16 protein-coding genes are annotated in these 22,365 nt (G+C 36.4%); 7 read left to right on the top strand and 9 right to left on the bottom strand.

Annotated elements, in window-relative coordinates; genetic code table 11:
* Nucleotides 1–101 precede the first annotated feature (101 nt).
* The gene (locus B3P23_RS02475) at nt 102–2,123 is read right to left on the bottom strand and encodes a hypothetical protein (protein WP_293924259.1); all 2,022 of its coding nucleotides are present in this window, start codon (nt 2,121–2,123) and stop codon (nt 102–104) included.
* A gap of 859 nt (nt 2,124–2,982) precedes the next feature.
* Here B3P23_RS02475 and B3P23_RS02470 point away from each other — a divergent pair.
* Nucleotides 2,983–4,374, top strand: coding sequence for a family 10 glycosylhydrolase (locus B3P23_RS02470; protein ID WP_293924257.1), 1,392 nt, complete (start codon nt 2,983–2,985; stop codon nt 4,372–4,374).
* 103 nt (nt 4,375–4,477) lie between these two features.
* On the opposite strand, the gene B3P23_RS02465 is transcribed toward B3P23_RS02470, so the two are convergent.
* Both B3P23_RS02465 and B3P23_RS02460 read right to left on the bottom strand, forming a co-directional pair.
* Nucleotides 4,478–5,602 carry a lipid II:glycine glycyltransferase FemX gene (locus tag B3P23_RS02465; RefSeq protein WP_293924255.1) on the bottom strand — a complete coding sequence of 375 codons (1,125 nt, stop codon included), beginning with the start codon at nt 5,600–5,602 and terminating at the stop codon, nt 4,478–4,480.
* A 273-nt stretch (nt 5,603–5,875) separates the two neighbouring features.
* Nucleotides 5,876–6,859: a lipoate--protein ligase gene (locus tag B3P23_RS02460; RefSeq protein ID WP_293924253.1), complete on the bottom strand. Its 984-nt coding sequence runs from the start codon at nt 6,857–6,859 to the stop codon at nt 5,876–5,878.
* A 521-nt stretch (nt 6,860–7,380) separates the two neighbouring features.
* On the opposite strand from B3P23_RS02460, the gene B3P23_RS02455 reads away from it, so the two are divergent.
* The 4 genes from B3P23_RS02455 to B3P23_RS02440 all read left to right on the top strand — a co-directional run bounded on the left by B3P23_RS02455 (nt 7,381) and on the right by B3P23_RS02440 (nt 10,970).
* Complete coding sequence (locus B3P23_RS02455; protein WP_094772303.1) at nt 7,381–8,913, top strand: NYN domain-containing protein; 1,533 nt, start codon at nt 7,381–7,383, stop codon at nt 8,911–8,913.
* A 337-nt stretch (nt 8,914–9,250) separates the two neighbouring features.
* Nucleotides 9,251–9,628: a YidH family protein gene (locus tag B3P23_RS02450; protein WP_045752708.1), complete on the top strand. Its 378-nt coding sequence runs from the start codon at nt 9,251–9,253 to the stop codon at nt 9,626–9,628.
* A 189-nt stretch (nt 9,629–9,817) separates the two neighbouring features.
* On the top strand, nt 9,818–10,330 hold the full coding sequence (locus B3P23_RS02445) for an RNA polymerase sigma factor (RefSeq protein WP_293924248.1): 513 nt from the start codon (nt 9,818–9,820) through the stop codon (nt 10,328–10,330).
* A complete protein-coding gene (locus tag B3P23_RS02440; protein WP_293924246.1) occupies nt 10,320–10,970 on the top strand; it encodes a hypothetical protein in 651 nt (216 codons plus the stop codon). The genes B3P23_RS02445 and B3P23_RS02440 overlap by 11 nt, the downstream gene beginning before the upstream one ends.
* Before the next feature lie 102 nt (nt 10,971–11,072).
* Here the strand turns inward: B3P23_RS02440 and B3P23_RS02435 are convergent, their stop codons facing one another.
* The 3 genes from B3P23_RS02435 to B3P23_RS02425 are packed head-to-tail and all read right to left on the bottom strand — an operon-like array spanning nt 11,073 to nt 14,673.
* Nucleotides 11,073–12,308, bottom strand: a complete 1,236-nt coding sequence (locus B3P23_RS02435) for a Glu/Leu/Phe/Val dehydrogenase dimerization domain-containing protein (protein WP_248755862.1) — start codon at nt 12,306–12,308, stop codon at nt 11,073–11,075.
* A gap of 47 nt (nt 12,309–12,355) precedes the next feature.
* On the bottom strand, nt 12,356–13,483 hold the full coding sequence (hppD, locus tag B3P23_RS02430) for a 4-hydroxyphenylpyruvate dioxygenase (RefSeq protein WP_293924245.1): 1,128 nt from the start codon (nt 13,481–13,483) through the stop codon (nt 12,356–12,358).
* 29 nt (nt 13,484–13,512) lie between these two features.
* The gene (locus tag B3P23_RS02425; protein ID WP_293924243.1) at nt 13,513–14,673 is read right to left on the bottom strand and encodes a homogentisate 1,2-dioxygenase; all 1,161 of its coding nucleotides are present in this window, start codon (nt 14,671–14,673) and stop codon (nt 13,513–13,515) included.
* 380 nt (nt 14,674–15,053) lie between these two features.
* Here B3P23_RS02425 and B3P23_RS02420 point away from each other — a divergent pair, with 380 nt between their 5' ends.
* Entirely contained in the window at nt 15,054–16,028 is a 975-nt protein-coding gene (locus B3P23_RS02420; protein WP_293924241.1) for a fumarylacetoacetate hydrolase family protein, read from the top strand.
* A gap of 31 nt (nt 16,029–16,059) precedes the next feature.
* Nucleotides 16,060–16,968, top strand: a complete 909-nt coding sequence (locus B3P23_RS02415; RefSeq protein ID WP_248755859.1) for a flavin reductase family protein — start codon at nt 16,060–16,062, stop codon at nt 16,966–16,968.
* Between the two features lie 84 nt (nt 16,969–17,052).
* Here the strand turns inward: B3P23_RS02415 and B3P23_RS02410 are convergent, their stop codons facing one another.
* From B3P23_RS02410 to B3P23_RS02400, 3 genes are all read right to left on the bottom strand, one after another.
* Nucleotides 17,053–18,126, bottom strand: coding sequence for a phytase (locus tag B3P23_RS02410; protein ID WP_293924238.1), 1,074 nt, complete (start codon nt 18,124–18,126; stop codon nt 17,053–17,055).
* Nucleotides 18,127–18,149: 23 nt separating this feature from the next.
* Nucleotides 18,150–19,154 carry a metallophosphoesterase gene (locus tag B3P23_RS02405; RefSeq protein WP_293924236.1) on the bottom strand — a complete coding sequence of 335 codons (1,005 nt, stop codon included), beginning with the start codon at nt 19,152–19,154 and terminating at the stop codon, nt 18,150–18,152.
* A gap of 256 nt (nt 19,155–19,410) precedes the next feature.
* Nucleotides 19,411–22,221 (bottom strand): TonB-dependent receptor, encoded by a 2,811-nt coding sequence (locus B3P23_RS02400; protein WP_293924234.1) that lies wholly within the window; start codon nt 22,219–22,221, stop codon nt 19,411–19,413.
* Nucleotides 22,222–22,365: the final 144 nt, after the last annotated feature.

Below are 22,365 nucleotides of genomic sequence, written 5' to 3'. Positions count from 1 at the left end.
AAAAAGCTGCGCAACGGTTTTACATTCCTGACCATCCTCCCAGAATTTGAACAATTCTGGGGGGTACTTTACATCTTAATCTAAAATGACAACCCACTTATTTATTTTTTCTCTTCTGGCGGTAAAAAAAATGATTTTGGGTTTATTTTAAAATAGATCCATACGGCTTTGGCCATTTTAATCAATTCTCCAAAGGAAAGGTTTCGAGATCGAAATGCCAATATCAATGAAAGGGAAAAACTAACTACAAAATTAAAAAAACCTATAATACCAATACCAAGTATACCCCATATCCACATTTCTGTGCTCAGATAACTATCGTGACCAAACCAGGCTAATGCCAGATTACCACTGGCAAAGGTGATGTGCCTAATATCTAGATTTAGCCCTAAAAACATACCAACAGAAGCTGTTGTTCCCATAAAAACGCCAAACCAAATATTGGAGACTATTCCTGCCCATTTTTTTTCATAAAATCGAGCGACTTTGGCTGTTTTTTCTTTACCAAACACTTTCTTTAAGACGGGTTGTTCCTCAATTCGATAATAGACCGAATTATGTTTGTCCCTATTGGATATACTACCGGCAATAATTCCAGACAAAAATAAAAAGACTCCCGCAATGCAAGCATGCACTATCATCGGTGTCTCTGTAGGATTTAATTCATTAACCAGTTTTAACCACTTAGCGGCCGCTGCATTGTAGTGGAAAACCTCCTGAATACCCCATATCAAAATTAAACTGACTGGAAAAGCCATCATCACATTGCCAACAAATGCAATAAATTGTGAACGGAATAGTCGGGCAAAGAAAATAGCAAAACTCCAATACTTATGTCGAATTTGATCCTGTCCAGAGGGACCATTTTCAATAGCAGCAATTAACGCTGAGGCTGTCATCGCGGGTTGTTTTGTTGCTAATGTTGCTCCAAAAAGATAAATAGCAGTAAATCCTATGGCATAATTCATACTGTAAAGTAACGCATGTCCAAATTCACTCGTCTCTACTTTTCCTAGAAACAATTTTATGATACACATAATGCCCACGATGATCCCTCCGCCACAAGCCGAACGAAACATACGCCAATATTCTTTTTTAGTGGAAGTAATATAATGCTCTCCCGTTTGTGCAGTATGATGCGTGATCTCATAAGCTAACAATTGTGTGCTTTGCCCCACCAGTTTTCGAATATTGCTTTTACGACAATTATAATCAATTAAGGTCTGTGCAAAGGCAATACTTTTGGTCACTTTTTCGCGATTATCGTTGATCACCAAAAAAGATAAAATTGCTTTGATCCTTTCCAATTGCTGCCTGATTCGTAATAATGACTGATTGACTTTGATCGAGATACCAAAACGATGGGAATTGGAAAATGCAGTATCAATATAATTTTCACATTGCCTATGCAAAACCAATATTTGCTTGTAGGCAAGATCATCGGAAGTCATAAAATGCAGATCGTCACGTAAGAAGCGATCATTCAACTCATTGAACTCACGCATAATAGCAATAAATGGACTATCAAAATTTTGAAACTCTGGAACCATCTTATTTACATCTGTTTCCATAGCTCTTCCTGTAATACGTTGCACGAGTACCTCTAATCCATATAAAATTTCTTTTATTTCAAAATTGTGGTCGTTTTCATAAAGTGAATGGAATTGACAAATCGTATATAACTGATGCAACTGTTCTTGTGGGATCGAAGCAACCCAATCCGCATCTTTTGAGTGGTAAAAAATTTGATTGAGTACGTACTGTAAGGTCGATTTGGGCGGTTGCGAAGGTAAATACTTTTCGGTAAATCTTTTTTTAATCTCATACCTAAAATCGGCATAACTAATAATGCCCGTATCCGTTATCAATTGATCAAAATCTTTCTGGTCAAGAACACGATGCACATATTGAACAAACAGATCCTTATGCTGGGTAAATTGTTGTAAATAACTCAATAAAGGATCGATATCGACCTGATAATATAGTGATTTTCGTTTTGGTCTGAATATAGCTATTAAAGACGACAAGAAATCCAGTTCGATGTATGATATATCACCTAGTTGCAAATAGTATTTATCAAACAAGTACGTGACTTCCTGACTAGCATTTAACTTTTCTTTCATTTGGAAATGGCTCAAATTGCGAAATCGCAACATTTCTTTTTTATTATTTAATGTATGCCGCCCATGATCGCAAAAAACGATCATGATGGATAATATATTGAAAATTTTGATTTCGGATGTTGTAAATTTCGAAAATGATAAAACAAAATAGGGTATCTCGCAAATTCTTCTACTTTCAAGTGTACTTTTCTTCAAGGATAATGCCAATTGGAGTCTATCCACTTAAATGAATGAGCATATGCCAAATGGAAATACGCCAATGAAAACAAAGTTATACCGATCAAGATCCAGTTTGTGCGCTTTAAAGAGGTCCTTGCATCTTTATTTGAAGGAGTATAATAATTGATTAATAAGTTTATAAATGCTTCAAAAAGTTAAAATCTGTTAAAAAAGAATACGATAAGTAACAATACCACAAATTGTGGCGTTTATAAAGTATTCATAATTTAGGTTAATAATTGGTTAGTTAAAACGCCTGAGGTTCCCCACTTCAGGCGTTTTTTGATGTTATGGAATTGAAATTAATATTTTTGATTATACCGGATACAATTACCCATTACAATCGTTAAAATGTGTTAAAATAAAAATTCAAATACAACAATTGCTTAAAACAAAACGTTTAATAGGTATTCATAATTTAGGTTAATAATTGGTTAGTTAAAACGCCTGAGGTTCCCCGCTTCAGGCGTTTTTTTACAAAAAAAGACAGCTTTGATTATATACCAGACAATCAAGGTTAAATAAAAATCCGCTAAAAGGGTATAGCATACCCAAATTTCGTCTAAAAATATTTATATTGCACGTAAACAATATCAATTTAAATACACTCGGATTTTCCTGTATTAACAAAGTATAAATTATGAACCAACTTTATTCGCTTAAACTACGTATTTGCGTTGTTTTTTTCTTAGGATTATTTCTTTTAACCCGCAAAGAAGCTGCTGCTGCAGGTAAGGAAGATCAACCTATGTTCTGGACTTGGTTAGATTACAGGCCTACCAGTAATTTTGATTCCCTATGTCGTGAAATGCAATACTTAGGTATCGATGGTGTCATGCTCAATGCTCCTACACCTGATGATTATAGAGTAGCCATTCCGATTGCGCATAAATATGGGATTAAAGTAGTTGCCTGGTTATGGACGTTAAATCTTGAACATGATCGGGAACAGATTTTGAAAAAACATCCAGAGTGGTTTAGTGTGAATAGAAATGGTAAAAGTTTAGCTGATACAACGGCATATGTGGGTTATTATAAATTCTTATCTCCTGTTCTTCCAGAAGTCAAAAATTATATCAAAGAAAAAATTCAAACCTATTGCGATGTAGAGGGTTTGGATGGGATTTCTATCGACTATAACCGCTACGTCGATGTGGTACTTCCTACCACACTTTGGCCCAAATATCATATCGTGCAAGATCGCGAATATGCCGCTTGGGATTATGGATATCATCCCGTAGCGATCCAAAAATTCAAAGATCAATATGGTTATGATCCACGTACACAGAAAGATCCCTCTAGCGATCTCAAATGGAGACAGTTTCGTTGTGATCAAATTACAGATATAGCCAATATGATTGCAGATGTCGTGCATGCTAGTGGTAAAATAATGGCTGCATCCCCCTTTCCAACACCTAAAATGGCTTCTCGAATGGTTAGGCAAGATTGGGGGAAATGGAAATTGGATATGGTATTTCCGATGGTATACAGTAATTTCTACACAGAAGATCCAAGTTTTATTAGAGATTGTACAATCGAAAATGTAAACGACAAAAATAAGATGACGACTTTATTCTGCGGACTAATGGCGAGTGATAGTGATGTCATGTTTACAGAAATGGATGAGGCGTTGAATCATGGAGCACAGGGAATAGCCATATTTACAATTAATAGCATCCGTGATCCTAAAATTAAAGAGAAATTTAAAAGCTATACTGCAGAGGCAAAGGCGAAAAAACGAGCAAATAATGGTGTAATGCCTATTATTGGTAAAAATCGAATTGTACGTAATCCATTCAAGAAAGAAGGAATTATGAATTTAATTACCGCTAAAATACAGCATATGGTTGCGGGATCAGCAACAACCGACAATCTTCCTGAGGTAAAATTATCAAGTTTCAAAAAGGTGGCATCTTATGATGTTACGGAACGCTATCTGGTTTCAGATGAATTAAGTAATAAAAAATTTCATGTCACTTTCTATTTTTATGGAGGAATATTATCAGGATGGAATGTAGACACCACAACTTAGTCAAATTATAATGAATAGAATACAGTTATAGGCATGGATCCTATCCTGCTTATCTAAAGATTAAAAGGCGGGTGCAGTCGAAATATTGCTGTACCCGCTTTTTTTAGCTCAGATGATAACTTTGATTTTTGAATTCCATAGAGGTATAATATTTATACTTTTCATTATCTAGCGGATAATCCCAACACCCCATACGATGAAAAATTTCACCACCAAAACCGGTTTTGAATCTGTAGAGTCCATATAATGGATGGGAAGCATCTGCTTGGGGAGCTACGCCAAAAAAATCATATTCGGTACAGCCTTTTTCTTTAGCAATCTGCATGGCGCGCCATTGTAACGCATAAGTAGCCATATAATTTCTATTTTCTGTAGCCGATGCTCCGTACAAATATGTTCCTCGATTTGCCGATACGACCAAAAACATTGCTGCTAATGGCTTATCTTCAATCTCTGCAACTAATAAATAGACATCTGCTGGAGAGAGTGTGTCATTGGCTCGCGCAGAAAGTACAACTCTAAAATAGCTGATATCATGTAAAAAGAAATGATTTCGTGCAGCCGTTTGTCGATAGAGATCATACCAAATTGCTAAACTATCCAGACCTAATGAACGAATTTTGACTCCTTTTCTCTGAGAAAGATTGACATTATAGCGAGTTTTGGTTTTCATAGCGCCTAATAGAGCTTCCTCATCTTTCTTTAAATCCACAAAAATAGTATTTGAGGGTAAGATATCTGTATTCGCTTTTCTTAAATTCCAATTAGTTGTATTGAAGTTAAAACGGATTTCCTGAATTTTTTTATCTGGAACTCCCAACCAGTTCCCATTTATGTCGTAACAGTCGTCTTCTTTTGCCCAATGTGATTCCCAAGATAAGTCATAACGGATCATGATGCAGTTTGTGGGTAAGCAGGATCTTAGGCTTTCGGATAATTGTTCTAAAAAATAGCCTTGATTTTCTACTGATGGCTCCACTTCTGGCCCATAGGGAACATAAGCGATGCTGTGATCTTGATCTAAAGTTTGAATCAAAATCAGCAAATCTCCGATAAAATAAGTGCTGTCATCTGAGTCTACGTAAAGGTCTGCTGTTTTTGTTTTAAAATTAAATGCTTTTGAGGTTACTCCTTGTAATCGTTTCACTTCAGACCAATAGGCTGTTTGTTGAATAATAGATGTTTGATAAATTTGTTTAATTTCTTTGTCTTCTATGTCGGCAATCATGATGTTTTTAACATTAAATCAATGGGCATTGAAATTTGAATGTGATGTTTCAAATTTCAATGCCCAAAACGACAAACATAACCATAAAGATTAATCTCACCAAGTCCATTTGTCAGGTACTTGTTAAAAAGCCATATTTAAGTTATATTTTAGAACTTAATCTTTGTGTTAATTTAAGAACTGCCGGAAAACCTCATAAAAAACATGAGTTTATGTGACTGTAAACCTTTAAAATTGGTTAAATCAGAAATCTTTTAGGTTTATAAAAGGTTATTATTTAAACAGCTCTAATAATTCTGATGTGCTGACTTTACCAAAATATGCTGTTAGATCTTGCTGATCCAACCACGTCGTGAGATGAGCAATGTCGTGCTTTTGCCCGATTAGTGCTGATTCTAGCTCCTCAATCGGTTTGGATGCAAAGAAGTCTCCAAATATTTTGGCTTTTTCAATATAGCCTTTATGCACGTCTAAATGAATTTCAATAAAGCCCGCTGGTATTTTCAGCGCTTTTTTAAAATTATATTGTGGCGAAAACCCAAAATTCCACTCCCATGTACTGTACTTTTCTATTATTAATTTTTCAATACCCAAAATATCATCTTCTGTAAATGTATGGCGGACTGCTTGCGGATTATTTTTCATCATTTCTGCGATCAGCAATTCTTTGAAAGGTAATGCCGTAATTTCTTTAGGTAGATATTCACTTAGATTGATCACACGGGCGCGGTTCGATTTTACTGCCTTATCCACAAATTTTAAAGGATTGACTTTCAAAGCCGACCCGAGAACCTCCATTTGAGAGTTAATCAAAAGCGTACCGTGTTGGATCATCTTCCCATTTTTGGCAAGTTTTGCATTTCCACTAAATTTCTTTCCCTCTACCAACAGATCGTTTCTACCTTCTAATTTTGCAGGGATCCCCAAATAATTTAATAAAGATAAGACAGGCTGTGTGAAGGTTGAAAAATCCATAAAGTCATTTGTACCTAAAAGCGTATGAAAAGAGAAATTTAAATTTCCAAGGTCATGATAAACTGCTCCTCCTCCAGACATACGCCTAACTACTTTTATTTCTTGACTTTGAACATAATCCAAGTTAATCTCCGCCAGTGTATTTTGAAATTTTCCGATAATAATCGATGGTGCATTGCTATACAATAAGAAAATGTCTTCTTTTGGATATTTATACAGTAAATATTCTTCAGAAGCTATATTAAAATAAGCGTTGTTGGAGGGAGAATCAATGATGAGCATAAAACTATAATTTAAACAAAAATAATAAGTTTTTAATAGAAAAGCGAGTGCTCATCTGGATCAGAATATCACTTTTAAATGAAGGATCCGATCATAACAAGGGAGCGGTCGGCGCAACTTATTTGAAAAACAACTGTTGTATAATAGAAAATCATATTTAATATTTATTTCAAAGACAATTTGTGTAGACAAAAAGTAGATAAGCCATTCGGAATTAGATACAATGTATAGAAAAAAACGTCGAGTACAGCAATATTCACACTAAAAGCGAATCCTGTTCTTCTTGAGAATAAAATAAATCATACCAATATCTTGATCATGGATCACTTCAAATATATTGCGTATCTAATCAAATTTATCTAAGTTTACAAGAGTAGAGTTGTTAAACTTAACATATTCAATACAAACTATATCATCTGAATGTTCAGATTGTTCTAGTGCGTTAAAATCAAATTAAGGTGAATAAATAACTTATCATTTCAGGAGAATTCAATTTATAGCGCATATTAAAAACACAAGGGATGCCAGAAGAAACAGAAAAAAAAATAGCGATCTTGATTGATGCTGATAATATCTCATATAAAAAAATAGAAGAGATATTGAATGAAGTAAAACGATATGGAATCCCTACGATCAAGCGTATCTACGGTGACTGGACCAGTCCTTATGTAGAAAATTGGAAAGATAGCCTCTTAACCCATGCAATCACCCCTATTCAACAATATAGCTACACCCAGGGTAAAAATTCAACAGATTCGGCTTTAATTATCGATGCGATGGATATTTTACACTCGGATCGTGTAGATGGATTTTGTATTGTATCCAGTGACAGTGATTTCACCCGTTTAGCGACTAGGCTTCGCGAATCAGGTAAATTAGTGATCGGTATTGGCGAACGGAAAACACCTAAACCTTTTATTTCTTCTTGCGACAAATTTATATATGTCGAAATATTAGAAAAAGAAGTTTCTAAAAAAGCTGTGAAAAAGAAAAATAATAATTCCGGTTCAACTCCCAATCCCGTTATTGACCGAAATAAAATTTCTGCCTTGGATGAAGAGACATTGGAGCTATTAAAAGATACGGTAGATGATACTGCTGATGAAAGCGGATGGGCGTTTTTAGGTGAAATAGGTAGCCTATTTAATAAAAGAAAACCAGATTTTGATGCTAGAAACTACGGTTATGAGAAAATATCACATCTTTTTAAGGCTTACAAAGAAGATTTTGAAATTGAGGAGCGTAATACGGAAAAATCAAGAATAAAAAATTACTACATCAGAAATATCATCAATAAACCCCTACAAGCAAATCCTGCTCTTACGACAGCAGCAAGCGCAACTAGTACTCAAGCTGCTCCAACAAATAATACTTCTCATCATTCAAAACCTCATGTTGCGCCCAACCAACCTATAAATCCAACAACTCAACAAGCCAAATCTATACCGCTGCCCGTACCTGCACCGACTGAACGAAATAACCTGTCGCCAAAGCAAGGAAAATCAAAAGGAAAATCAAAAAATACAAATCCTACTATAACTGCGTCCGAGGTCAATATAGCTAATCAACAGGCAAAACTTTCAATTCCTACTGTCCAACCATCTACTGAACGACCTAACACCATTCAAAAAGAAGTAAAGAAAACAAATAGTCAGACAAAAACAAACTTACCTTCACAAACTGAGGATTTAGGAACACAAACAGCAAGTGCTAGTACCCCTACAACGACAGGAAAAGGACATGTGACAGAGGTGGATCATGCAATTATTCCTTCAAAAGGAAATCAAATTACAGCAGAAGATGTGACTAAAAATCAAATTAGAATCACGAAGGATCTAAAACCTTTATTTCCAAATAAGACTAAAAAGATTAGAATACTGATTAAAAATGAATACGAGTGTGCTTTTTCTTACAGAAGAGATCGTTCTCATGTCCTCAGTTTGGGACAACATGCTGCGGAAGAACTTGAACTTGAAGCTGGCACAAAGATTAAATTGGTAAAATTGGGAGATAACTCCTATCAGTTAGAGAAAATAAGCAAAGAAAGTAACTAAAATTATTATAAGCTTTGTAATTTTATTAATGCAATATCACAAAATAACGATAAGTTTATTTCTTGGCACAACATTTGAAATAACTTTTATTCATAATTTAGATTAATAATTGGTTAGAAAATGCCTGAAGTTCCCAGCTTTAGGCATTTTCATTATGACAACATGCCCAACATATCAATAAAGATATACAGCTTATTATTCGATATAACTTAGAGAAATAATTACCATAATTTTTAAAATTAAAAATCCTCGAAATAAGGTATGTATTCATTTACCAAGACCAGACAAAGTAAATCAATCTCGCTTTTTGATTGTTATATCGTATATCGGAAATATTATGGATAATCAACCTCAGAAAAAAACAAGTGACCATTTGGCCAATGAACGTACATTCTTAGCATGGATACGCACGAGTATCGGAATCATGGGATTTGGGTTTGTAGTCGTAAAATTTTCATTATTTGTAAAACAAGTGAGCTTAATACTACATAACAACCAACATATTCTACAAAAGGGGTATTCTGGCGCAATTGGTGTCACACTGGTTGCACTTGGAGCTATGACAGCACTGTTTGCTTACCTCAATTATAAAAAAATAGAAAAAGAGATCGATGCCGATACGTATGGAAGCTCCAATCCGCTTATCATGCTGTCTACTTTTGGGCTTATATTCGTCAGCGCATTATTGATATGGTACCTCATAGATAGTATTTAAAAAAGTTTTATCTATCTAAAATAGATAGGATCTACACCTCGGTCCGCAATGTTTGTTTTTTTAAAAAAAGTGTAACGAAAGGAGTACCACTTGTACTTACTAATTAAAACAACAAAAAAGGAATGTATTTTTAAGCATTAAACGTTGAAAATGCTGTCCAGACCACTAAAATTTTTGCAATAATATAAGATGTTAGTAGATTATTCAAGTGAAAAAACATTTCTGAATCTGATGGAGGTTCACAAAGGTATCCTACATAAAGTAGCTCGTCTCTATATGGACAGCCCAGAAGACCGAGAAGACTTACAGCAGGAAATCATAATTCAATTATGGAAATCTTACCAAAACTTTAAAGGAGATAGTGCTTTTTCTTCTTGGATGTATCGAGTAGCGATTAATACAGTTATTTCTTACTTTAAAAAGGAAAAGCGCAGAAGTGATATTTATGATTATGCAAGTGCTAAAGAACCAGAAAATGAAGCCTACAACCCAGAAAAGGATCGACAACTCGAGGTATTCTATCAGGCTGTACAGCAGTTAAATCCCGTAGAAAAGGCTTTGATATTTTACTTTATGGAAGGACTTTCGCATCGTGAAACGGGATTTCAGCTAGGAATAAGTGAAGGAAATGTACGCGTAAAACTCAATAGAACTAAAGAAAAATTACAACAAATCATAAAAAAAACAGGTTATGAATCTTGATAAATTAAAATCGGCGTGGAATACTGAAAACACGGACGATGTCCATATTCCAGCACAAATAAAACAATTGAGACAAGCTAAACATCCTTTAGATAAACTCAAGCAAAATATGAAGAAGGAATGGTATATACAGATTGTAGCAATCCTATTTTTGGGATTTTTCCCACCACTGTTTCATATCCATCCTTCATTGCATGTTATCTATTATGCTTCTTATGCCTTATTAGTTGTTATTTCAGCATATTATTTGAACTTATTCCGATTATTTTATAATAGGATTAACCATTACACTGCTGATACAAAAGATAGCTTGACCGAAATATACTACGATTTTAAATTAAATATAGAGCGCTATCACGCTTTTGGTTTTCTTCTACTCCCTACAGCGCTGATTGCTATAGCTTTATATGTATACAGTACTTTATTGGAAAAAGGAAAAGATTTTTCGTCCATCTCTCCTCAATTCAAAGTAACACTTATTATTCTTACGCTGGTGGTCAGTTTAAGTTTTATCTTATCTATACTGGCATGGACACGGTATTTTTATGGCCCATATGTCAACCAATTGAAAAAAGTATTGGATGAGCTAAAAGCTGAAGAACTGAAGGACGGCCAAACCGCTAAAAAAAAGATGACCTAACTAGAGAAGAATAAGAAATAGCATCAATTATTATAAAAAAAGCATTTGTGGTTTTTCTCACAAATGCTTTTTCATATATATATCTTTACATGGGATAACTAATCAAATCAATTGCTTTAGGGCAATTTCATATGCTTTGGATGATAGATGTGTTTTGGAATCGGATACTGCTCTTATTTGATCGATCGCTTGTCCGATAATACGCGATACATCTGAGAATAATGCATCATCACTGATCTCTACATTGGGCTGCATCAGATATGCAAAAACACGTGCCATACCACAATTTGCTATAAAATCGGGAATGACGGATACCTGCGTATCGGCATATTCCATGACGGGTCCATAAAAAATTTCACGATCTGAAAAAGGAACATTGGCTCCTGAAGCAATCAGTTCAAGTCCATGCGCGACCAATTCACTGACCTGCTCTTTAGAAACCAGCCGTGAAGCGGCAGCAGGAATAAAAATAGCTGCGCCCATATGCCAGATCTGCTGGTTCACTTCTTCAAAAGAAAGTAATTCAGGGCTATACAATTCGTTTCCTTTACGATTGAGAAACAAGGTCGTGATTTCTGCTTCGGTAAAACCTAGAGGATTAATCAATCCGCCAGCACGGTCAATAATTCCGACAATCTTTACCCCTATCTTACTGAGATAAAATGCTGCTGCTGCTGCAACATTTCCCCAACCTTGAATGATTGCACTCTTACCCGCACAATTACTCTCATAGCATCTGTAAAAATGTTTAACAGCTTCTGCCACGCCATAGCCTGTAATCATATCCGCTATCTTATATTTTCTTTTCATATCAGGACTATATGCTGGGTCTTCTAAAACTTTAGAAACGCCATACCTAAGTTGACCGATCTGATGGATGCGTTCATTTTCACGCACCTTGAAATGACCATTCAACACACCTTCTTGGGGATGCCAGAGACCATATTGTTCTGTTAACGGAATGACGTCGTGAATTTCATCGACATTGAGATCACCGCCTGTACCGTAGTAATTTTTAAGCAAAGGAGTGACAACTTTAAACCACCTATCCAATACACCTATTTTTCTCGGATCAGATGGATCAAAATTAATTCCTGATTTGGCTCCTCCTATAGGAGGTCCCGAAACGGTAAACTTCACCTCCATGGTCTTGGCTAATGATTCTACTTCGTTCTTATCCAATCCCAACCGCATCCTTGTACCTCCTCCAGCTGCTCCACCACGCAACGAATTAATAACAACCCATCCTTCTGCCTCAGTTTCTGTATCTTTCCATTCAAAAATGATCTCAGGTCTTTTTTGTTCAAAAGCTTGCAGAAGCTCTTTCATATTTTCCATAGTATCTACATTCTATTTTTAACTTATACAAGCTATTGGTATACTGATTATAAATTCCCTCTTTTCTCCTGTTCACGTTCGATAGCTTCAAATAAAGCTTTAAAATTACCTGCACCAAAACTTTGAGCTCCTTTGCGTTGTATAATTTCAAAGAATAACGTGGGACGATCTTCTACTGGTTTTGTGAAGATCTGTAAAAGGTAACCTTCATCGTCACGATCAACTAAAATACCGAGATCTTGAATAATTTTTATTTCTTCATCAATCTGACCTACTCGTTCGGGTAACATGTCGTAATAGGCTTCTGGCGGCGCACCTAAAAACTCTACACCGCGAGCTTTCAAGGCTTTGACTGTCTTTACAATATCATGTGTTGCCAAAGCAGCATGCTGTACACCCTCTCCTTCATAAAATTCGAGGTACTCTTCGATCTGGGATTTCTTCTGCCCCTCTGCTGGTTCATTGATTGGAAATTTAACATAACCATTCCCATTGCTCATCACCTTACTCATTAATGCCGAATACTCCGTATTGATCTGCTTATCATCAAAAGAAAGCACATTAACAAATCCCATGACGCGCTGGTACCAATCTACTGTTTCATTCATTTTGTTCCAACCCACATTACCAACACAATGATCAATATATAATAACCCAACTTCTTCGGGTTGATAGTCACTGCTCCATGCTTGATATCCGGGCAAGAACACACCATTATAATGCTTACGTTCGACAAAGAGGTGTACTGTTTCGCCATAGGTATATATCCCCGAAGTAACTGCTTCACCATATTCATCAGTGAGTACCTTCGGTTCTTGATACACACGAGCTCCTCTTTTAGTGGTTTCTTCAAAAGCTTTAGTCGCATCATCTACCCAAAGAGCAAGAATCTTGACTCCATCACCGTGCTGTTTCACATGTTCTGATATCGGATGATCCGATCGTAGAGCAGTAGTCAATACCAACCGGATCTTACCTTGTCTCAATACATAGGAAGCTCGATCTCGGATTCCTGTTTCTGGTCCAGCATAAGCTTCGGACTGAAATCCAAAAGCTGTTTTATAAAAGTGAGCTGCTTGCTTGGCATTGCCCACATAAAATTCAATATAATCTGTGCCATTGATGGGCAGAAAATCTTGCGCTAAAGCTATTTTCTCAGCAAAAGTCTGTTTCATTATCTTATATTTTAAGAGTATATTTAATATTATTCACTCAACCACGATTTGTAATAATCTGGATCTTCAATGGCTAGTGCTTCTTCTGTCAACATTAATGGTCTAAATGGGTCAATCATAACCGCCAATTCATCGGTCTGCTTCTGTCCGATACTTTTCTCCACGGTACCTGGATGTGGGCCGTGGGGAATGCCACCAGGATGTAACGTTATCTGCCCACGTTCTACACTTTTGCGGCTCATAAAATCGCCATCAACATAATATAAGACTTCATCAGAATCTACATTACTATGGCTGTAAGGGGCGGGAATGGACTCTGGATGATAATCATACAGACGAGGACAAAAGCTACACACAACAAAAGTATCGGTCTCAAAAGTTTGGTGTACAGGTGGTGGTTGATGCAGTTTTCCTGTGATAGGCATAAAATCGTGAATAGAGAATGCCCATGGATAATGATAACCATCCCAACCAATGAAATCAAAAGGATGACTATCATAAATATAGGGATAGATCAATCCTTGTTTTTTAATTTTAACTTCAAATTCTCCGATTTCATCAATAGTTTCTAATGCAGCAGGCCTTCTAATATCCCTTTCATAAAAAGGAGCGTGCTCCATCAATTGCCCAAATTCATTACGATAACGTTTGGGAGTACGAATTGGGGAAAATGATTCGATGATAAACAAGCGATTGTCAGGATGATCAAAATGAATCTGATAAATCACTCCTCTAGGAATAACAATATAGTCGCCATAAGCAAAAGGAATTTGCCCATATCCTGTTTTGATGATACCTGAGCCTTCATGAATAAAGATGATCTCATCAGCTTGACTATTCTTATAAAAATAATTGGTCATTGATGTCTGAGGTGCAGCGAGTGAAATATGGAGATCATCATTGACCAGAACGGGAATACGACTTTCTAAGTAATCGTCTTTTTTTTGTACCGCAAAACCTTTTAAGCTCGTGTGCTTGAGATGCTTGCTACGCGCTATTTTTGGGGAAACATCATAGGCTTCTCCAATCTGTTTGACCAGTGTTGGCGGATGGCAGTGATAAACTAATGAATAAGTACTCGAAAAACCATGTGTAGAAACCAATTCTTCGGAGTAGAGTGCACCATTAGGCTTCCGAAATACGGTATGTCTTTTAGGAGGAACTTTTCCCAATTGATGATAAAGTGGCATAAGTAACTAAATTAAAAAAGTGAAATGATATATGCTGCGGCAAGGGTTAGACAAGTAACTCTAGCACAAATAAATAACGAAGAGGGAAGATTATTTAATATTGAGCAAACACCACATCAGCGATCAATGCCTTCAAGAAAGCACTCATTCCTAAAATGACTCTCTTATTTATGAGTCTACTGGTGTTCATAATTGGATTTTTTATTTAATCAAATATAATATTTTATTTTTTAATATTTCAAATTAAATATATAAAATGATTAGCGAACTTCCTATATTTAACCCAATTGCGTTGCAGAGGACATGCGACTATAATCTTTTTTATTGCATTTAAGAGCATAAAGAACAGAAACCAATTTTAATATTATATACATCAGATTATGAAACTCATTACCTGTATTCTGGGAGAAAACGAGTGTTTGGCTTTTTTAATTGGCACACATATCTATCCTTGTGACAAGGTCGACAAATCCTTTCCGAATACCATGGATCGCTATTTACTTACAGACCATACGGTAAAGACAACTATGCGTGAGGCATACCTTTCACTTTGCACTGCAACTACTAATAGCACACCGTATACGATTGATAATACCATTATAAATGCACCTGTACCTCGTCCGGGTTCACTGCGTGATGCCTATGCCTTTCGTCAGCATGTTTACACCTCTCGTCGCAATCGTGGACTAGAAATGATTGCCGAGTTTGACCAATTTCCTGTCTTTTATTTTTCAAATCATAGAGCTATCTGTGGACCTGGAGCAGTGGCTTGCATGCCTAAACATTTTGATAAACTTGATTTTGAACTGGAAGTTGCTATTGTCATACAGAAGCAGGGGCGGAATATACCCGCTTCGGAAGCTGATGACTATATAGCTGGTTATATGATCATGAACGACATCAGTGCTCGAACACTTCAGATGGAAGAGATGAAGCTCAATTTGGGACCAGCCAAAGGAAAAGATTTTGCGACGGTCATAGGACCGTGCCTAGTAACAGCCGATGAATTGGAAAAATATAGAGTAGATCCTCCTAAAGGCCATGTTGGCGCCACTTATAATCTTGAAATGTCGTGCTCGGTAAATGGAAAACTGGTCTCCATGGGTAATCTTCGAGATATGGACTGGACGTTTGCCGAAATCATTGAACGCATTTCTTATGGTGTGGATATATTTCCGGGAGATGTAATTGGCTCAGGAACTGTAGGTACTGGCTGTTTCTTAGAGCTCAATGGAACTGGAAAATTAAATGATCCAGATTACAAAGAACAATGGTTGACAGAGGGTGATGAGATCACCATGAACGTAACTGGTCTTGGTCAGCTGGAGAATCACATTGTGCGAATAAATAATTAAGAATAATAAATTTAAATTAGCAATATAGCTTATGAAACCAGAAAAAACAACAGTAATAGATCCTGTAGCACAACAAGCTATCTTTGATGATCTCATCAAATATGCTGTAGCACCGCGTCCTATCTGTTTTGCCAGCACGATAGATGCTGCAGGTGAGGTCAACTTGAGCCCCTTCAGCTATTTTAATTTCATGTCTCAGCAACCACCTATATGTGTTTTTTCTCCCTTATTAAGGATGCGAGATGGCTCAACAAAACATACATTAGATAATATCGAAGAGGTACCAGAAGTAGTGATCAATATTGTAAATTATGCTATGGTACAGCAACAATCACTCGCGAGTACTGAATATGGAAAAGGTATAAATGAATTTGAAAAATCGGGTTTCACAGCAATTGCATCGGAACTGATCAAACCGCCTCGTGTTGCAGAATCACCCATACAGTTGGAATGTAAAGTTAAAGAAATCATCAGTCTTGGAGATGGCCCTGGAGGTGGCAATATGGTTATTGCAGAAGTTGTTAGAATGCATATTCACAAAACTTTATTGGATGATGACCATCAGATCACACAAGAGTCCCTCGATCTTGTTGCTCGCTTAGGTGGTAACTGGTACTGTCGCGTCACCAAAGAATCTTTATTTGAGGTTCCAAAACCCCTGAGAAATCTAGGAATTGGAGTTGATGCACTTCCTGAACATATTCGCTTTTCGGAAATCCTAACAGGTAATCATTTGGGAAGATTAGCTAATGTAGAGCAATTACCTGTATTGACTGATGAAAACAGATTAAGTTTAGATCCAAATGTCAAAGCGATATGGGATCAATCGCAAGAGCAGCTACCATTAAGACGGAAACTTCTCCAGATGTATGCCGCTAAGCTATTGGATGAAGATAAGTTGACTCTCGCTTGGCAGGTTCTTTTATTGGAGATCGAATAAATAAGATTTTTTTAACTAAAGTTGCCCATCGATATGGTTCAAGTTGAACCATATCGGTGGGCAACTAATTTTTTAAAATAACCACTATTTTCCTACTTCAATACGTTTTTGAACTTCATTCCAGTCATATATATGAAATACTTTACCATTACTCATGGCTACTAACATACCATTTGGAAATTCAGGACCTAGATTGACATGCGTTGCATCTGCACCGTCGCACTCTACAGCAGCAACGGGAATGTCTGCCAATAATTTGTAAGCGTGGGGATTGGAAGCTTCACCTTCTCTTGGATAAACTAAAAAAGAATTATTCTGTTGATTAGAAACTAGAATATAACCTGTTTTCTCCCCTGTTTTATAAATAGCAATACCTTCATGATCACGTTTAGCTTCTCCTTTAGCAAAGAGAGCTAATTCTTTATTATTATTTAGAGCGGGATCAGCAAAATACTTGCGCACTCCTACTGTTTCATCTGAATAATACACATAACCTAACTCATTGTCTACAGCAATCGCTTCGATTTCCTTTGCTCCGCTATAAGCACCAAACTTGCGTACAACTTCTGCCTGAATAGTGCCATCAGGTTTCCCACTTAACTTATACTGCCATAAATAGCTGCCTGAAGATCCAGTTTTTCTGCCAACAATAGCATAGATTTCATTCGTTAAAGAGTCGATCTTTTTGGTATATACTGCTATCCCCATACCATCTCGTTCATCTTCTCCTTTTTCACCGACAAACACCTCTATACCACCTCCATCTACTGGTTTCAGATCTGGAAGACTATATATTCTTATTTTATGAGATTTACGTTCGGTGGTAATAGCTATATCTATCTTTTTACCATTGATCATGATACCGTAAGCGATATCTACATTATTAGGGCGTTGCAATCCCGTTACTTTATTGACAATCTTTCCTTTTAGATCATACAGATATAAACCACCATTTATTTCTTTGTCTGTACCTACGATCATACTTTTGCTAGGGTCTCGTGGGTTAATCCAAATTGCGGGATCATCAGTATCGTATTCGGTCTGCTCAGTCACTACTGTCGGTCTCAGTGCATTGGATGCCACTGGGGCAAGCTGATCACTACATGACACCGTTAATGTCAACGCTAATAATCCGTATAAAATAGATATTGATTTCATTTTGCTTACGTTATAAGATATAATTATTTTGATTTAATCGTGATACTCTTTAATAATTTGGCGTTACCAGTTTTGGCTTGAATGGCTTGTATAAGCATAGTCTCTCCTACTATCGTAAATGCCATAAAACCTGGTTCTGCAGCTGCAAAAATCGTACCTTCACGCTCTCCTGTAGGTCTCACTTCACTTCCTGCCCCTGTCAGAAACTGCGTCGTAAAGCGATTTTTGGGACGAATGACCTGAAGGTCGTGCTCGTGTCCACATATGTAAGCCTGCACGCCATATTGATCAAAAAGAGTTGCAAATTTTGCTTCAAAAGACTTGGTATCTTTATTATCTTTTCGCTTACCACCACTATATAAAGGATGATGTCCTACTACGACCTTCCATCTGATAGCTGGATCGGTATCGGATAAAGTTTCAATTAACCACTTTTTTTGAGCAACTGTATCTTGTTGTGCTAAATCTGGATACTTACCATCATTATGATGATAACTTTCAATAAAAGGATTGGTATCCATAAACACCATCAATAGTGTACTACCATCCTCCAACTTGAATTTTTTCTTAAAATAAGGACTTGGCATATTCCATCTACGGCTAATCTGAGTGTAGTTAATCTGCGCACTGATATTTCCTCTATAATCATGATTGCCTAAAATAACATACCAATCCTGATATAGATTGGGATGTGTATAAATCTCTTCAAAAGAAGATTTCCAATGTTGATCTTGTGTACTTGCTACTCCAGAAGGGTAAAAATTATCGCCTACCGATACTATAAACTCGGCATCCAGAGTAATCGCAGTCCGCCCTAATTCTGCTGCCACATCTTTTTGATAATATTCGCCAACACGTCCAAAATCTCCTAATGCTAAGAAGGTAAATCCATCCTTTAGCAATGTGAGCTCAGGTGTGAACCCACCTTTATATCCAGATTGTCTTTCTTCTTGCTGTAGCACGGTTTGTGCAAAGATTTGTTGCAGCACCAACACTGTAAAAATGGTTAAGAATAATCTTTTTTTCATCAATTTTAATATATGTATATATTTTTGTTTTACTGAACTTCTATTAGTTCAGTTTGTTGATTTCGCTTTTGTACTGACAGATATTGGTTGCAGATGATCTTTAAAATTTTTAATTCATGAAATTAAATAAGATCCTAACAAACTCATTAACATAGATATACTTCAAGAAATTGAAATGGTCTTATCGAATTTTGTTAAAAATCCTGCATTGCGATCATGCGCCATGCAGGATGATATCTTTTAGATCATGCTTAACTTATAAGTCAAATTTAAGTCCTAAATTGTAACGAGCTTGGTAATATTCCATTTGACTCGTACGGGATGAGATGCCTTGATAATAACGCAAAGGTTGATTTGTTAGGTTATTGGCTTCGGCAAATATGCGTAGCTTCTTTGTTATTTTGAATGCTGCATTGGCATCTACAAAAAGTTGCTTTCCGTAAAATAAGTCCTCAAAATCACTCCCACCTAATCCATCAATGTAACCTGCAGTATAATTGAGCGATACTCGAGATGAAAATCTATTGTTTTCCCAAGATAATGATCCGTTAAACATATGTGGTGCAGTACCGGGTAACTTCACATCAGTGCGCTCCTCTCCGTCTTCATTGGTGATACCTTTAGCTTTTGAATTGGTGTGCGTATAATTGACATATACACCGAACCCTTTTAAAAATGCGCCTGGTAAGAAATCTAATTGACGTTGAAATGCGATTTCAAATCCATATACATCAACATTGTCGCCATTACGTTGTTGCACAAACTTCCAGTTTTGATCATGTGGAATTGGATTTTTCTGTCCCCGAAAATTTGATGAAAATTTGTCATTTGTAAATTGCTTGTCAACATAAGTGTAGATGAAATCATTTAAATTTTTATAAAATAGACCAGCAGATATCAAACCAATAGATTTGTAATATTTTTCAGCCATTAAATCAAAATTATAGGAGAAGGTCGCTTTCAAACTTGGATTACCCGCAAAAATTTCTGCATCTTCAGATAATGCACTTACATAAGGCGCTAAAGCATAATAATTGGGTCTAGCTAAAGCAGTGGTAAATGCAGTACGTAAAATGAATGAATCATCTACGTTATATTTGAAAGATAGACTTGGAAGTACATTGGTGTAATCATTTTTATGCTGAACACTCCCTTCTAAATCTTCCTCATCTACCACATAATTACCGGTATAATCGATTTTTGTATGTTCTACTCGAGCACCTACAATCATAGCTAATTTTGTACTGATATCTTGATCCCATCGCACATAGCCAGCAAAAATCTTCTCTTTCGCATTATAATTTTGAGTCAGATATTCACTTGGCTTGGCTTTTTCCTTAAAAAGAGCAGCATTTTTAAGGTCAAAGTCTCCCAAGTACTCACGGTTTACAAAATATCCTGGTACATATTTACTTCCTGCTTGATAATCTTCTCCCGAATAGAAGTTATTGGGTACAGCCTCCAGCTTGCCAAGCGCATTGATGGGTGTATACTCATAAAAGATATTATCACGAGACTTGTCCTTCAGACGCATGCGAAGTCCTGTTCTGATACGACCTTTCTGATCTTTGATCATCGTAAGAGGAAAACGAATATTAAGTTTTGCACCAAATTCACTTTCTTCTGTATAATTATCATTTTCAGAGATTGTACCAAGTTCAAAGTTTTCGGGCATATCTCCTGCAGAGGTCACTAAAGGAAATCGGCTGTTAGATAAGTCTTCTGTAATTAATACATCTTTTGCACGAAAGTCTATATAGCGTTCATGTGGTCTATCTTCACTTGCCGTTGCATAGTTTGCCGACCAATCAAGTGCGACTTTTGGATTTAATAGGTGTTCACCACCGATTGAATAATTCTGCACTTTTTGGGTTTCGAGGCGACTATTTTTATTTTTATTATCGTCTATGCCCCCTTTTGTTTCCCTGCGGATATTACCCTTATATCCTGTAATATTTTCTTGAGCATCATAAATAGCTTCGATATCACGGTATCGCACACGATAACGGTTCTCGCGATCATCACGCCAATTGTACATACCATTGGCATATAACATATGCTTATCATTAATCTTATAATCAAATGCTAATGCAGTGCTTCTGCGAATACGTTGAACATCGTACTTACGAATATCCATTTCTTTCATAAATACCTGATCTTTCTTTCCTTGGGTCCAAACTCCTTCGACATTATCAGATCCGAAGCGATTATTATTGTAAGACCCACTCAAGACGATTCCAAATTTATTACTTGCGAAACGATTACCATATACCAAACCAGCTGTATAATTTCCTTTTTCACGAATAGGACCATACCCTCCAGCTGCTGTTGCGGATAATCGCTGCCCATTTGGCGAAGCTCGTGTAATTAGATTTACTGATCCGCCAATCGCATCTGCATCCATATCTGGTGTCAAGGTTTTATTCACTTCAATTGTAGAAATCATATCCGATGGAATTAGATCCATCTGTACATTACGATTATCTCCTTCTGCAGAAGGGATACGGTCTCCGTTTAAGGTGACTGAATTAAGATGTGGAGCTAAACCTCTGATGATAATATTGCGAGCCTCTCCTTGATCATTCTGCATGGTAATCCCTGGAACACGCTTCAAAGCATCGCCAATATTTGCATCTGGGAATCGGCCAACTTGATCTGAAGAAATGATATTAGTAATGTTTTGATTGTTTTTCTGTTGATTCAATGCTTTAGCTTGCCCCCGAGCCATATCTCCAAGAACAACTGCTTCCGCTAGCGATAAAGAAGAGGATGAAAGTTGAATCGTTATATAATTTTTTTGGCCATTTTTTACTACTATATTTTTCCTGATTGGCTGATAACCAATGTAAACCACAGAAACAGTGTAATTACCTGTCGGTAAGTTCAGAAATTCAAAGTGACCATTTTGATCCGATACAGTATAACGATTGCCTTCAAGCAGTTTTATGGTTGCTCCTGGCAAGGATAGATTGTCCGTATCATCCATTACTTTGCCCGTTAATAACGTAGACTGTGCATAGGTGCTCACAGTAACGATCAACAAAATCATCGTGTAAAAAATTCTCATAGTTTGCGTTATTTATAATGTCGCAAAACTATAAGTCTGACATGATGATAATGCTAACCTAATGTTACATAATCGTTAATATATTAAAAAAAACAATTAAGTTCAATACTACTTAACAAAACAGCTTTAAAGTTTGAAAGTATA

It is taken from the genome of Sphingobacterium sp. UBA6320 (assembly GCF_002440335.1).
Classification (GTDB): Bacteria; Bacteroidota; Bacteroidia; order Sphingobacteriales; family Sphingobacteriaceae; genus Sphingobacterium.
The sequence above is the reverse complement of the archived record's forward strand: the minus strand, read 5'-3'. Positions and strand labels throughout refer to the sequence as shown.

Bases quoted from the DNA above. Each gene is read 5' to 3' on its own strand.
- B3P23_RS02475 (WP_293924259.1), bottom strand. From the start codon at position 2,123: ATGAAAGAAAAGTTAAATGCTAGTCAGGAAGTCACGTACTTGTTTGAT.
- B3P23_RS02470 (WP_293924257.1), top strand. From the start codon at position 2,983: ATGAACCAACTTTATTCGCTTAAACTACGTATTTGCGTTGTTTTTTTC.
- B3P23_RS02465 (WP_293924255.1), bottom strand. From the start codon at position 5,602: ATGATTGCCGACATAGAAGACAAAGAAATTAAACAAATTTATCAAACA.
- B3P23_RS02460 (WP_293924253.1), bottom strand. From the start codon at position 6,859: ATGCTCATCATTGATTCTCCCTCCAACAACGCTTATTTTAATATAGCT.
- B3P23_RS02455 (WP_094772303.1), top strand. From the start codon at position 7,381: ATGCCAGAAGAAACAGAAAAAAAAATAGCGATCTTGATTGATGCTGAT.
- B3P23_RS02450 (WP_045752708.1), top strand. From the start codon at position 9,251: ATGGATAATCAACCTCAGAAAAAAACAAGTGACCATTTGGCCAATGAA.
- B3P23_RS02445 (WP_293924248.1), top strand. From the start codon at position 9,818: ATGTTAGTAGATTATTCAAGTGAAAAAACATTTCTGAATCTGATGGAG.
- B3P23_RS02440 (WP_293924246.1), top strand. From the start codon at position 10,320: ATGAATCTTGATAAATTAAAATCGGCGTGGAATACTGAAAACACGGAC.
- B3P23_RS02435 (WP_248755862.1), bottom strand. From the start codon at position 12,308: ATGGAAAATATGAAAGAGCTTCTGCAAGCTTTTGAACAAAAAAGACCT.
- hppD (WP_293924245.1), bottom strand. From the start codon at position 13,483: ATGAAACAGACTTTTGCTGAGAAAATAGCTTTAGCGCAAGATTTTCTG.
- B3P23_RS02425 (WP_293924243.1), bottom strand. From the start codon at position 14,673: ATGCCACTTTATCATCAATTGGGAAAAGTTCCTCCTAAAAGACATACC.
- B3P23_RS02420 (WP_293924241.1), top strand. From the start codon at position 15,054: ATGAAACTCATTACCTGTATTCTGGGAGAAAACGAGTGTTTGGCTTTT.
- B3P23_RS02415 (WP_248755859.1), top strand. From the start codon at position 16,060: ATGAAACCAGAAAAAACAACAGTAATAGATCCTGTAGCACAACAAGCT.
- B3P23_RS02410 (WP_293924238.1), bottom strand. From the start codon at position 18,126: ATGAAATCAATATCTATTTTATACGGATTATTAGCGTTGACATTAACG.
- B3P23_RS02405 (WP_293924236.1), bottom strand. From the start codon at position 19,154: ATGAAAAAAAGATTATTCTTAACCATTTTTACAGTGTTGGTGCTGCAA.
- B3P23_RS02400 (WP_293924234.1), bottom strand. From the start codon at position 22,221: ATGAGAATTTTTTACACGATGATTTTGTTGATCGTTACTGTGAGCACC.